This window comes from Enterobacter sp. PL_is514 (assembly GCF_055816715.1).
The window spans coordinates 86,852-99,873 of sequence record NZ_JBVPGN010000032.1; the positions used below are offsets into that span (position 1 = coordinate 86,852).

Here is a 13,022-nt window from a genome sequence, read left to right on the forward strand (position 1 = left end):
CGTAAAGAAAGAATATCACGAAAAGTTTAAACCTTTCCGCTGTCAAAAAGTCCGGGTTACTCATCGTGTCGGAAGTTGTGACCGAGTCGGTGACCCAGCGAGAAATAGTGGCGAAATAGATAATAGAGGGGGTTCCATTTCTCCACATTAAATTTTACTCCTCTCTGAGTATGAATTAATAATGCCTCAGATATGTGGACGCAGGTTATCGTGGCATCAACGGACACCAGGTTTCCCTGCGAACCGGTCAGGAGCGATATCCCGCAAACCTTAGCCTCTATTTGTACAGGACACTCTTTAATTCTCAACGAGTTAATCGTCACCGCCTTTTCCTTATGGAAATTCCCGCAGCTAAATTTGTCCTGTTCAAAAACATATCCCATCTTTTTCTTCCATTCCGGTGGCGATGCTTTTCCCGTTTTATTTGCGATAGCTTCAATATTCTGCCAGAGCCTACTGTCCGGTATGTTCAGAACAATATCGGGGTTACCCGTGATATTTTCATAACATTTTCCGGAGGTGCCAAGCCCGAACACGATATTCCGGTCAAGGATCCACCACGAGGAGACCGGGCTCAGGTTGGTTGAACCGTCAGGATTTTGGCTGGAGATAATGGCGACCGGTGTACCAAAATATAAAGAAGCAAAATCGACCTGCTGGGTTTTCATTTTATCATCCTCTGATTAAAGGAGACCCAGTCTACGTTGTGCAAACGTGCGTTACTTCGGTGAAGCGCGAAGTAAAACGCGCCTCACGGAATTTCCAGGAGCGCAATGTTAACCACTTCTTTCTGAGCAGGGGGAAGACATCACGTTCAGCCTTTAAGGAAATAAGAACGTGTGAAATTATGAGCCCATATATGCAGGTCTCCTGGTTTACTTGCCCTTATTTTTGTAAAGCATCGAGACGCAAGCGCCACAAATCATAGCGTTCTTCTCCCGGTTTAACGGTTCCCGCGAAGTGGTCATTGAGGCGACTCGAGGTAAATACCAGGTCTCCGTTCGGACGGATTGCCGGCGTGTCTGGCCAGCGCACCTCTTCGCTTGCCGCAATGAGCGACATGGAATGGGTTTCAGGATCGTATCTGACGATACCATTGCGTGTGACATCGGTAATGTAGAGGTTACCTTTTACATCTGTCACCATTCCGTCGGTGTTGCCCCCCACGCGTCCCAGATCGCGGATCTGCCCGGCGATTTGCGCATTGGTTGACGCAGGCTGCCTCAGTATCGCGGTCGGTACCGCATAGGCGCGCGTGCCGGTTGTCACCGTCCAGTACAGCATGCCCGCATCGGGTGAAAGCGCAATGCCATTGATACCAATCAGTAATGGTTTACCAGGCCAGACTTCAGTCCCGTGCGAGACGACGTTAACGCCTGGCTCAATCTGCAGCGCAGGGTGACGATCGAGCACGCGCCGGGCCGTACCGGTAGCGAAATCGACGATAATTAGTCCCACCTGGTTTTCAGGCGCACTCCGCGAGCCGCTGTCGGAGATATAGGCGACACGGCGGTTCTCATCGACCACCACATCATTAAGAAAGCTGGCCTTGCGGTCCGCTACGCCGTCCAGGGCGATGCGTTTGATGGTGCGGCCAGAGTGGAGATCCAGTACGACCAGTTTCTGCGCCCCCACGGGGGACTCTGTTTCGCCTGCAACAAACCCCATGTCCAGCGCCCATAGCCAGCCGTTTTTACGGTCAATATAAAAACCGAGCACGTTGCGCAGGCTCTGAGCCGGATCGGTGTTCACCGCATTCCCCTCGCGGGAGGGAAACGCCGTCAGGCGGGCAGGGCCAGACTGCGCCGTCGTATCCAGAATGCTTAACGTGGCGGGTGCTGCGGCGGAAACCAGCCGGGGCGTGCTGACAAAGGCCCGGTCCATTGCATCAAAGTGGATACCTGCAATAGGGGCATTGACCGAACCGGAAAACGTCGCAGGTATCTTTCCGTCTTGAGCGGTATCCCAGCTCACGCCGGCGTAGCTTCGCCAGCGCTCCAGAGGCGGGTGGTTCGCCGCGTTGACAATACTCGAGAAAGGGAACAACGCCGCCATTGCGATGGCGGGCAGAATATGGGGACGGTTGAACATTGACAGACTCCAGTGGAACGATCAGGTGATGAATGCTGGCCACTTTACTCATTGCCCAACGGGAGATAAATTAGCCAAATTGAAAAACATTTGTTCCTGAGAGAGCAAAATGAGCCGGAAATTCGATTACCTCGGCGACGTAGAAGTCTTCATTGCTGTGGTTGAGCACGGCTCATTTACTGCCGCAGCGGTTGCCCTTTCAACCACCCCTTCGGTACTGAGCCGCGCGGTCACCCGTCTGGAAGCGCGTCTTGGACGGCAGCTATTACAGCGCACGACCCGCCGGGTGGGGCTGACTGAAGCCGGACGCGTCTATCTTGAGCAGGCGCGCTCAGCGTTTTCTCTGCTCGATGACGCCGAACGCGTTGGCCGGGGTCAGGAGGGCGATCTGACCGGTCGCGTGAGAATGAGTGTCCCGACCACCTATGCCCACTACCGCCTGCCGCCGCTGCTGGCGCACTATAATCAACGCTACCCACGCGTACAGGTGGAGCTGAACATTACCAATCGCAACGTTGACCTGATCGCAGAGGGGTTCGATCTGGCGATCCGTCTGGGACAGTTGCCTGACAGTGGACTTGTGGCGCGTAAGCTGGAAGACGCGGCATTGCTTCTGGTCGCCTCTCCGGACTACCTGCATCGGAGAGGAAAGCCTCAGACGCTGGAAGAGCTGCAGCGCCATCAGTGCCTGCCGTTTATCATGCCGCGCACCGGTCGTATCGCCCCCTGGGTATTTCATGATGAAGGGCGCGATATTGACTGGTTGCCGGGTTCAACCATTGAAATATCGGACGATGTACTCGGCGTGGTTTCGCTGGCGGAGCAGGGGATGGGGATCTGCCAGAGCTATGAATTTATCGTTCGCGACAGAATACAGGGCGGCCAGTTAGTTGAGGTGCTGCCGCACCTTCGGGGACGATCGCGACCTTTCTCCGTGCTGTTTGCCCCGCACCGACGTCAGTCAGCAGCCACCCGGGCAATGATTGACCTTCTGACCCGACAAGAATGACAAGGACGAGTCCACCATGAAAAAAGCGCGTTTTTCCTTTTGGATCCCACTCATCGTGAGCGGGATAGCACTGATATCGGGTTTTGTGGTCTGGTCAGTCAACATTTACCGCGTGACATACCTTTCGATCCGCGGGGAGCAGTACCTTGCCTGTGGGGCGTTGCTGCTGGCGCTGGTGCCGATGGTCTATTTCATCAGAAAGGGGAGACTGAAAGGTAAGCGCCTTGCTGGCGCGGTAAAAATCTACCTCGGCTTCTTTATTTGCAGTCTGCCGGTTGCCATGTTCGTGGTCTTTACAACGGCCTGGCTGCTGGAGGGGGACTATTCGGCCTGGAGCAAACCTTACCGGTATGAGTCCAGTACCCGCCACAGCTGCTCGGGTGCGGAAGTCTACGAGCCGGAATTAAAGAAGGAGATCCGCATCTGTAACCCGCAGGGTGACGTTTATTCCGATACCACCCTGTATGTGGAAAAGCGGAGCAATGCCCTGGGGATTGTGGTGCTTTGGGCTATCACGCGCGCCTGAACCGGGGAAAGTCAGGGCGCGAGAATTAGCGTCAGCCCGCCTCCAGCATCCCAAAACTCACAATCCGCGCGCGGCCCAGCTCTTTCGCCCGGTACAAGGCCACATCCGCGGCGCGCAACAGGTTGTCGGTCTGGGCATGCTGTGGGTAGCTGGCAATCCCAATCGACACGTCCACCGGCCCAATCTCGGTCAGCCCGTAGCGAAGCGACAGCTCATGCACGCCGGTGTAAATCTTCTGCGCGCAGGCGTACGCTTCTGCTTCATCGGCACCGGAAAGCAGCACCAGAAACTCCTCGCCGCCGTAGCGGAATGCCAGTCCGTTGTCATGTGCGGCCCGCTGAACAATTGACGCCACGCTTTTGATCACCAGATCGCCCGCTTCATGGCCGAAACGGTCATTAATGCTCTTGAAGTGGTCGATATCAATCATCATGCAGCTTAAGGGCACGCCAGTGCGTATCGCCTGTGCCGTTTGGGTTTGCAGGGTATCTTCCAGATGGTGACGATTACGCAGGCCGGTGAGCGGGTCAAACAACGCTTTTTCCAGCAACGCGTCGCGCAGACGCTGGTTGGCCAGCGCCAGCCCGAGCGCCTCGGCCATCAGCTCCAGATATGCGCGGGAAGGGGCATTGTCCGCCGTGATATTCTGGAAGGAGAGCAGGCCAATGGCCTCGCCCTGAGCGATAAGCGGCACGCAAAGCGCGCTTTCCGCCTGGGATGCCGGAAGATGGTAGCAGGCAATATCCGGCTCACCGTTTACCGGCGGGTGGCTTTGCCCGCGTCGCACGGCCCAGCACTCGTCCGGATGGAACGTCGTCTCTTCACCAACCGGCGAAAGCCACTGCGCGACGCAGCGCATCTGCCACGGTTCGCGGTCAAGGACGTAGAGCCGGCCCGCGATCCCCGGCGCGATATTGGGGGCAAACAGCTCCGCCACGTTAATCACATCGTTAAAGTTCTCACACCCCTGCAGCCGCTGGGTCATGCGCGCCAGCAGCTCGCGGATGGCCCAGTCGGCATCGCGCTCTTTTTCCAAACGCTGTCGTGCCAGGCCGTTTTCACGGAAGATGCTGATGGCCTGGGCCATATCGCCTATCTCATCGATCTGGTTGAAATTGGGCGCTTCAACCGCGTAATCCTGGGATGCCAGGCGGTGCACCACGTCGCTCAGGCGCACCACGGGGCGCAGCACCCGGCGTTTCAATATAAAACCGAGCACAAACAGGAACAGCAGGGCGGTCAGGCCGACCGTCAGCTCAGAGGCGGTACGCAGCGCTTTCGATTTTTTTGTCGCATCTTTAACGGAGCCGATAACGCGCTTGTCCAGTATCTGGCGAAAGTGATCGATCTGATTCTGCGCGCGATCCAGCTCCTGCTCATAGGGCTGACCATAGAGTAAGGCAACGGCCTGGGCGTCTTCTCCGCGTTCAAGGCTGGCGAGGGCGGTTTGCTGTTCGTCCTGCAGCTCATCGATGATTTTTATGCCTTCGCGCAGCAGGGAGAGCTCATCATCCGATGCGCCGTTGTCCCGCAGTTTTTCCAGCCGTATTTCAATGTTCTTAAGGTAATTCTCTGACTGATTGTATTCTTTTAACGTTTGGGGATCTTTTTTGATGACATAGAGGCGTGCTAAATCGGACTGTGCCCAGGCGTCTGTCTCAACATCCTCTGTGAGCTGATCAAATCGCTGTCGCTGTTCAACGGCTTGGCGCTCTGCCGTGTCAGCATTGGATGCCAACAGCATGATAATGCCGGAGGCGATGGTCAGGCAGACCGTGGCACCATAGGCCCAGTTTGTTATCGTCGCGATTCGCACCAGATGATCCTTTTACGACATGAGTAGGATGGCGTTCTTTAAATTATAGAAAACGTTTGATTTAAGGCGTAAAAAAAAGGCGGCACAGCGCCGCCTGGTGTGGTCTTTATCGTCACGTCCTTACAAATCTGGAGGGTTTTTTCCTTCTTCGATGAAATCGGGGTCCAGCTCTTCGGCGTTACCTTCGTGATCGCGCCCTGAGAAGAGGTTCCAGCAGGCGATAAACAGCGCGGCGATGAGTGGCCCAATCACAAAACCGTTAATGCCGTACAGCTCCATGCCGCCGAGGGTGGAGATCAGAATCAGGTAGTCCGGCATTTTGGTGTCTTTCCCCACCAGCAGCGGGCGCAGAATATTGTCCACCAGCCCGACGACGATCACGAAGAAGCCGACAATAAACAGCCCTTGCCAGATCTGGTGCGTGGCGAACAGGAAGATGGCGGCGGGCACCCAGACAATCGCCGAGCCGATGGCGGGCACGAGAGAGAGGAACGCCATCAATGCGCCCCAGAGCACGCTGCCGTCAATACCCGCAATAGCAAACGCAATACCGCCGAGTATGCCCTGAACCACGGCCACTGCCGCCGTCCCTTTTACCGTGGCGCGCGATACGCCAACGAATTTGGCGAACAGGTGCTGCTTGGCGAAATCAGACAGCGGTAAGGAGTCGAGGATCTGGCGCACCAGATACGGGCCGTCTTTCAGCAGGAAGAACAGCAGATACAGCATGATGCCGAAGCTAATCGCAAAGCCAAACGTGCCTTTGCCAATCAGAAACGCGCTGCCGGCGAGATACTGTCCGCCCTGCAGAGCGACATCGGAGAGTTTTTTCTGGATCTGCGCCGCGTTGGTCAGGTTGTGATCCGCGAGGAAGCCGCTGGCCCAGTCAGGCAGGTGGTTGAAGATGCTCGCCACCACTTCCGGGAACTGGGTGTTGTTCTCCTGTAGTTTGGTGTAAACCACGTTCAGCTCAATGGCGAGCGAGGAGAGGATCACCATCAGCGGGATAAAGACGATTAGGCAGATAATACCGATGGTCAACAGCGAGGCCAGCCCGTTGCGATCCCCCAGCGCGGCGCGCAGCTTGTTTTTTACCGGGTTGAAGATGACGGTCAGAATGGCGGCCCACAGTATCGCGGAGAAGTAGGGCGACAGCACGTCGAAGAAGGCCCAGGTCACAAGGGCGAGAATGAAAATAAAGAAACCTTTAGTCAGTCCGTTAAAGCGCATCAGTCAGTCCTGGTTACTCATAAACTGTGTCGACTATAGAACTGATTGTGAGAATTACCAACCTTGCATCGGGTGGCGGCTGCGCCTTACCCGTCCCGCGGGCAGTGTTACGGTATGACTTCGCGCTTTACGGATACCACTTTCGACTGACCGAAGAGCGCCTTTTCCCGCACCATGCTGTAAGTATCTGCTTGCGGAGGTGCTTATGGCCTGGCGTCCGATTCTCTATGTGATCCTCACAACCCACCCCAGACTCAGCGCGCGGCGCGCCCGTTTGCGTCTGGTCATCTAGCTTTTTATTAACAATCGCGGTATAACACACCTTCTTTGGATGTTTAGATGTCCATACGTATAGAAGGTAATATGCAAACACAACAAGAAAATGGGCAGCTTAAGCGCACCATGAAAACACGCCACCTGATTATGCTCTCGCTGGGTGGCGTGATTGGGACAGGGTTATTCTTCAATACCGGCTACATCATTTCCACGACCGGGGCGGCGGGCACGCTGCTGGCGTACCTGATAGGCGCCCTGGTGGTCTGGCTGGTGATGCAATGTCTGGGCGAGCTCTCCGTGGCGATGCCGGAAACCGGCGCGTTCCACGTCTATGCCGCCCGCTATCTTGGCCTGGCGACGGGCTACACCGTGGCGTGGCTCTACTGGCTCACCTGGACGGTGGCGCTCGGGTCGAGCTTTACCGCCGCCGGGTTCTGCATGCAGTACTGGTTCCCGCAGGTGCCCGTCTGGGCGTGGTGCGTGGTCTTCTGCGTGGTGATTTTTGGCCTGAACGTCATCTCAACGCGCTTCTTTGCGGAAGGCGAGTTCTGGTTCTCCCTGGTGAAAGTCATCACCATCATCGCTTTCATTATTCTTGGCGGCGCGGCGGTCTTTGGCTTTATCCCGATGCAGGACGGTTCACCCGCGCCGGGCTTAAGCAACATCACCGCCGAGGGCTGGTTCCCGCACGGCGGCCTGCCGATCCTGATGACCATGGTGGCGGTGAACTTTGCCTTCTCCGGGACCGAGCTTATCGGTATCGCCGCAGGGGAAACGGAAAATCCGCACAAGGTCATCCCGGTCGCGATCCGCACCACCATTGCGCGCCTGATTATCTTCTTTATCGGCACCGTGTTTGTGCTGGCGGCGCTGATCCCGATGCAGCAGGCCGGGGTAGAAAAAAGCCCGTTCGTGCTGGTGTTCGAAAAGGTTGGTATTCCTTACGCGGCGGATATCTTTAACTTTGTGATTTTGACGGCGATCCTCTCGGCGGCGAACTCCGGGCTGTACGCCTCCGGGCGCATGCTGTGGTCGCTCTCTAATGAGAAAACGCTCCCGCGCTGCTTTGCCCGCGTGAACAAAAACGGCGTGCCGCTGACGGCGCTCTCGGTCTCTATGCTCGGCGGCGTGCTGGCGCTATTCTCAAGCGTCGTGGCACCGGACACGGTGTTTGTCGCGCTCTCGGCGATTTCTGGCTTTGCGGTGGTGGCCGTCTGGATCAGCATCTGCGCGTCGCACTTCGTTTTCCGTCGTCGTCATCTGCAGTCCGGTCAGCCGCTCTCTGCGCTGCAGTACCGCGCGCCGTGGTATCCGCTGGTGCCGGTGCTCGGTTTTATCCTCTGCGTGGTGGCCTGTGTCGGCCTGTGGTTTGACCCAAGCCAGCGCATTGCCCTTTATTGCGGGATTCCGTTTGTCGCCCTGTGTTATGGTGCCTACTATCTGACCCGAAATATGACATCGCAGGAGCCCGAACATGTCGCAGAATAATCCGCTTACCGCCCTCCTTGAAAAGCAGCCGTTTGTGGTGCTGGATGGCGCGATGGCGACGGAGCTGGAAGCGCGCGGCTGTAACCTGGCAGACAGCCTCTGGTCTGCCAAAGTGCTGATGGAAAACCCGGAGCTTATCCGCGAAGTGCATCTTGATTACTATCGCGCGGGCGCGCAGGTGGCGATCACCGCCAGCTATCAGGCCACGCCTGCGGGTTTTGCGGCGCGCGGCCTGGACGAGGCGCAGTCCCGGGCGCTGATCGGCAGAAGCGTGGAGCTGGCGCGTAAGGCGCGCGAAGCGTATCTGGCTGAAAATCCGCATGCGGGCACGCTGCTGGTGGCGGGCTCCGTTGGGCCGTACGGCGCGTATCTGGCGGATGGCTCAGAGTATCGCGGCGACTACGTGCGCAGTGCGGAAGCATTCACCGACTTCCACCGCCCGCGCGTGGAAGCGCTGCTGGATGCGGGCGCTGACCTGCTGGCCTGCGAAACCCTACCGTCCTTTGAGGAGATTAAGGCGCTGGCGGCGTTGCTGTCTGAATATCCCCGCGCCCGGGCGTGGTTCTCCTTTACCCTGCGGGACAGCGAGCACCTGAGCGACGGTACGCCCCTGCGTGACGTGGTCAGCGTGCTGGCAAACTCTCCGCGCATTGTTGCGCTGGGCATTAACTGCATCGCACTGGAAAACACCACGGCGGCGCTGAAGCATCTGCAAAGCCTGACGTCGCTGCCGCTGGTGGTTTACCCGAACTCGGGCGAGCATTATGACGCGGTAACCAAAACCTGGCACCACCACGGTGAAGCGTGCGAGACGCTGGCAGGGTATCTGCCCCAGTGGCTGGACGCCGGAGCGAAGCTGATTGGCGGCTGCTGTCGGACCACGCCGAAGGATATTGCTGAGCTGAACGCGCAGCGCTGAGTGCTTTGCCGGGTGGCGGCTGCGCCTTACCCGGCCTACGGATCGCTGACCCTCTCCCACGGGGAGAGGGAAAAAAACAACCGCACAAAACCAACTATCCTTTCCCGCTTTTTATCTAAAAACGAATCGTTATGAGCGATTCATTTTTATTCCTTTATCAAAATTCTCGCGTTGGAAATACTGCCCTCATAACAACAAGGGGAGCAGGCACTATGGCAATTTCATCGCGAATCACACTTCTCGGCGCACTGGCGCTGTGGGCATTTCAGGCGCAGGCGGTGGACGTCACCGTCGCGTATCAAACTTCTGCGGAACCGGCGAAAGTCGCGCAGGCGGACAACACCTTTGCCAAAGAGAGCGGCGCGAAAGTCGACTGGCGCAAGTTCGACAGCGGGGCCTCCGTCGTGCGTGCGTTAGCCTCCGGCGACGTGCAGATCGGCAATATCGGCTCCAGCCCGCTGGCGGTCGCGGCCAGCCAGCAGGTGCCGATTGAGGTGTTTCTGCTCGCCTCGCAGCTCGGTAACTCTGAAGCGCTGGTGGTGAAGAAAAACATCACCAAACCGGAAGACCTGATCGGCAAACGCATCGCCGTGCCGTTTATCTCAACCACCCACTACAGCCTGCTGGCGGCGCTCAAACACTGGGGCATCAAGCCGGGGCAGGTACAAATTATCAACCTCCAGCCGCCGGCGATTATCGCGGCCTGGCAGCGCGGCGATATAGACGGGGCCTATGTGTGGGCACCGGCCGTGAACGAGCTGGAAAAAGACGGCACCGTGCTGACCGACTCCGAAAAGGTGGGACAGTGGGGCGCGCCAACGCTCGACGTGTGGGTCGTGCGTAAAGACTTCGCCGAGAAACATCCTGAGGTGGTGAAAGCCTTCGCGAAAAGCGCGATTGACGCCCAGCAGCCGTACATCAGTAACCCGGATGAATGGCTGAAGCAGCCCGCCAACCTGGAAAAACTCTCCCGCCTGAGCGGCGTGCCGGAAGCGGACGTGCCGGGGCTGGTGAAGGGCAATACCTATCTGACCCCCGCGCAGCAGGTGCAGCAGCTGACCGGGCCGGTAAACAAAGCGATTGTTGATACCGCCACCTTCCTGAAAGAGCAGGGCAAAGTGCCCGCGGTAGCGACGGATTACAGCCAGTACGTGACCGATCGTTTTGTGAAATAAGGAGTCCGCCATGCTGAATATTACAAATCTGTCTGCTGATTACGGTGGCAAACCCGCGCTGGAGGAGATCAACCTGACGCTGGACAGCGGTGAACTGCTGGTGGTGCTGGGTCCGTCCGGATGCGGAAAAACCACGCTGCTGAATCTGATCGCCGGGTTTGTCCCTTATCAGCATGGCACCATTCAACTGGAAGGCAAAAAGGTGGAAGGCCCCGGCGCCGAGCGCGGCGTGGTCTTCCAGAATGAAGGCCTGCTCCCGTGGCGCAACGTGCAGGAAAACGTGGCGTTTGGGCTGCAGCTTGCGGGCATCAATCGTGAACAGCGGCTGGAAACGGCGCGGGCGATGCTGAAAAAAGTGGGGCTGGAAGGGGCGGAAAAACGCTATATCTGGCAGCTTTCCGGCGGCCAGCGACAGCGTGTCGGGATTGCCCGCGCGCTGGCAGCGAATCCGCAGCTGTTGCTGCTGGACGAGCCGTTCGGGGCGCTCGACGCCTTTACCCGCGAGCAGATGCAAACCCTGCTGTTGCGCCTTTGGCATGAGACGGGCAAGCAGGTGCTGTTGATTACCCACGATATCGAAGAGGCGGTGTTTATGGCCACCGAGCTGGTGCTGCTCTCGCCGGGGCCGGGCCGTGTGCTGGAGCGCTTGCCGCTGGAATTCGCCCGCCGCTACGTCGCGGGGGAACCCGTGCGCAGCATCAAATCCGATCCGCTGTTTATCGAACAGCGTGAATACGTTTTAAGTCGCGTGTTTGAACAGCGGGAGGCCTTCTCATGAGCATCGTCTTCAGTGAAAAAACGCGCCGCACGCGTCTGGCGCTGCGCTGGCCTTTCTCACGTCAAATCACGTTGAGCGTCGGTACGCTGCTGGTGCTGCTGGCGGTGTGGTGGGCAGTTGCTGCCCTGCAGTGGGTCAGCCCGCTGTTTCTGCCCCCGCCGGGACAGGTGCTGGCCAAACTCATTACCATCGCCGGGCCGCAGGGCTTTATGGATGCCACGCTCTGGCAGCACTTAGGTGCCAGCCTGGCGCGCATTCTGGTGGCGCTGCTGGCGGCGGTGATTATCGGGATACCGGTCGGGATCGCGATGGGCTTAAGCCCGACGGTGCGCGGCATCCTTGACCCGCTGATTGAGCTTTACCGCCCGGTGCCGCCGCTGGCCTATCTGCCGCTGATGGTGATCTGGTTCGGCATCGGTGAAACGTCAAAAATCCTGCTGATCTATCTGGCGATTTTTGCCCCGGTTGCCATGTCGGCGCTGGCGGGCGTGAAGAGCGCCCAGCAGGTGCGGATCCGCGCGGCGCAGTCGCTGGGAGCCAACCGTACGCAGGTGCTGCTGTTCGTGATTTTACCGGGCGCGCTGCCGGAGATTTTAACCGGGCTGCGCATCGGCCTTGGCGTGGGCTGGTCCACGCTGGTGGCGGCGGAGCTGATTGCGGCCACGCGCGGACTTGGGTTTATGGTGCAGTCGGCGGGAGAGTTCCTGGCGACTGACGTGGTGCTGGCAGGGATCGCGGTGATCGCCGCGATCGCCTTCGGATTAGAACTGGGGCTGCGCGCGTTACAGCGCCGTCTGACGCCCTGGCATGGAGAAATACAATGAGTGAACGTCTGACCATCACCCCGCTGGGGCCGTATATTGGTGCACAGGTGTCGGGCCTGGATGTGACCCGTCCGCTGAGCGATAACCAGTTCGAGCAGCTGTACCACGCGGTGCTGCGCCATCAGGTGGTGTTCCTGCGCGAGCAGACGATCACCCCACAGCAGCAGCGCGCGCTGGCCCTGCGCTTTGGCGATCTGCATATCCACCCGGTCTATCCGCATGCGGAAGGGGTGGAGGAGATTATCGTCCTCGACACCCACAACGATAATCCGCCGGATAACGATAACTGGCATACCGATGTGACCTTTATCGACACGCCGCCTGCGGGGGCGATTCTGGCGGCGAAACGGCTGCCGGAGACGGGGGGCGATACGCTGTGGGCCAGCGGGATTGCGGCGTATGAGGCGCTCTCCGCGCCGCTTCGGACACTGCTGAGCGGGCTACGGGCGGAGCACGACTTCAAAAAATCGTTCCCGGAGTACAAGTACCGTAAAACGGAAGAGGAACATCAGCGCTGGCAGGAGGCTGTGGCGAAACATCCTCCGCTGCTGCACCCGGTGGTGCGGACCCATCCGGTGACGGGCAAACAGGCGCTGTTCGTAAACGAAGGGTTCACCACGCGCATTGTGGACGTGTCCGAGAAAGAGAGTGAGGCGCTGCTGGGATTCCTGTTCGCGCATATCACCAAGCCGGAGTTTCAGGTGCGCTGGCGCTGGCAGGAGAACGATCTGGCGATCTGGGATAACCGCGTAACGCAGCATTATGCCAATGCGGACTATCTGCCGCAGCGCCGGATTATGCAGCGGGCGACGATTTTGGGCGATAAGCCGTTTTATCGTGCTCCTTGATCCCCTCACCCTAACCCTCTCCCCAAAGGGGCGAGGGGACTG

General features: G+C 58.3%; 12 protein-coding genes. 8 read left to right on the forward strand and 4 right to left on the reverse strand.

Features of this window, described 5'->3' with window-relative positions:
• Positions 1 to 56: 56 nt before the first annotated feature.
• Complete coding sequence (locus AC0TNG_RS12070) at positions 57 to 668, reverse strand: flavin reductase family protein (RefSeq protein WP_024906763.1); 612 nt, start codon at positions 666 to 668, stop codon at positions 57 to 59.
• Positions 669 to 885: 217 nt separating this feature from the next.
• A complete protein-coding gene (locus AC0TNG_RS12075) occupies positions 886 to 2,091 on the reverse strand; it encodes an L-dopachrome tautomerase-related protein (protein ID WP_024906764.1) in 1,206 nt (401 codons plus the stop codon).
• A 109-nt stretch (positions 2,092 to 2,200) separates the two neighbouring features.
• Here AC0TNG_RS12075 and AC0TNG_RS12080 point away from each other — a divergent pair, with 109 nt between their 5' ends.
• Entirely contained in the window at positions 2,201 to 3,100 is a 900-nt protein-coding gene (locus tag AC0TNG_RS12080) for a LysR family transcriptional regulator (protein ID WP_090418099.1), read from the forward strand.
• Between the two features lie 16 nt (positions 3,101 to 3,116).
• Positions 3,117 to 3,626 carry a hypothetical protein gene (locus AC0TNG_RS12085; RefSeq protein ID WP_024906765.1) on the forward strand — a complete coding sequence of 170 codons (510 nt, stop codon included), beginning with the start codon at positions 3,117 to 3,119 and terminating at the stop codon, positions 3,624 to 3,626.
• A gap of 31 nt (positions 3,627 to 3,657) precedes the next feature.
• Here the strand turns inward: AC0TNG_RS12085 and AC0TNG_RS12090 are convergent, their stop codons facing one another.
• Positions 3,658 to 5,442: a GGDEF domain-containing protein gene (locus AC0TNG_RS12090; protein WP_473713225.1), complete on the reverse strand. Its 1,785-nt coding sequence runs from the start codon at positions 5,440 to 5,442 to the stop codon at positions 3,658 to 3,660.
• Between the two features lie 120 nt (positions 5,443 to 5,562).
• Positions 5,563 to 6,672 (reverse strand): AI-2E family transporter, encoded by a 1,110-nt coding sequence (locus tag AC0TNG_RS12095; RefSeq protein ID WP_024906767.1) that lies wholly within the window; start codon positions 6,670 to 6,672, stop codon positions 5,563 to 5,565.
• Positions 6,673 to 7,035: 363 nt separating this feature from the next.
• On the opposite strand from AC0TNG_RS12095, the gene mmuP reads away from it, so the two are divergent.
• The 6 genes from mmuP (at position 7,036) to tauD (ending at position 12,980) form a co-directional block, all read left to right on the forward strand.
• A complete protein-coding gene (mmuP, locus tag AC0TNG_RS12100) occupies positions 7,036 to 8,436 on the forward strand; it encodes an S-methylmethionine permease (protein WP_473713226.1) in 1,401 nt (466 codons plus the stop codon).
• Positions 8,423 to 9,355 (forward strand): homocysteine S-methyltransferase, encoded by a 933-nt coding sequence (mmuM, locus tag AC0TNG_RS12105; RefSeq protein ID WP_473713227.1) that lies wholly within the window; start codon positions 8,423 to 8,425, stop codon positions 9,353 to 9,355. The genes mmuP and mmuM overlap by 14 nt, the downstream gene beginning before the upstream one ends.
• 212 nt (positions 9,356 to 9,567) lie before the next feature.
• The gene (gene tauA / locus AC0TNG_RS12110; protein WP_001018397.1) at positions 9,568 to 10,530 is read left to right on the forward strand and encodes a taurine ABC transporter substrate-binding protein; all 963 of its coding nucleotides are present in this window, start codon (positions 9,568 to 9,570) and stop codon (positions 10,528 to 10,530) included.
• Positions 10,531 to 10,540: 10 nt separating this feature from the next.
• Positions 10,541 to 11,308, forward strand: a complete 768-nt coding sequence (gene tauB / locus AC0TNG_RS12115; protein ID WP_090418090.1) for a taurine ABC transporter ATP-binding subunit — start codon at positions 10,541 to 10,543, stop codon at positions 11,306 to 11,308.
• The gene (gene tauC, locus AC0TNG_RS12120) at positions 11,305 to 12,132 is read left to right on the forward strand and encodes a taurine ABC transporter permease TauC (protein ID WP_024906771.1); all 828 of its coding nucleotides are present in this window, start codon (positions 11,305 to 11,307) and stop codon (positions 12,130 to 12,132) included. The genes tauB and tauC overlap by 4 nt, the downstream gene beginning before the upstream one ends.
• The gene (gene tauD, locus AC0TNG_RS12125) at positions 12,129 to 12,980 is read left to right on the forward strand and encodes a taurine dioxygenase (protein WP_473713228.1); all 852 of its coding nucleotides are present in this window, start codon (positions 12,129 to 12,131) and stop codon (positions 12,978 to 12,980) included. Before tauC ends, tauD begins: the two co-directional genes overlap by 4 nt.
• Positions 12,981 to 13,022 lie beyond the last annotated feature (42 nt).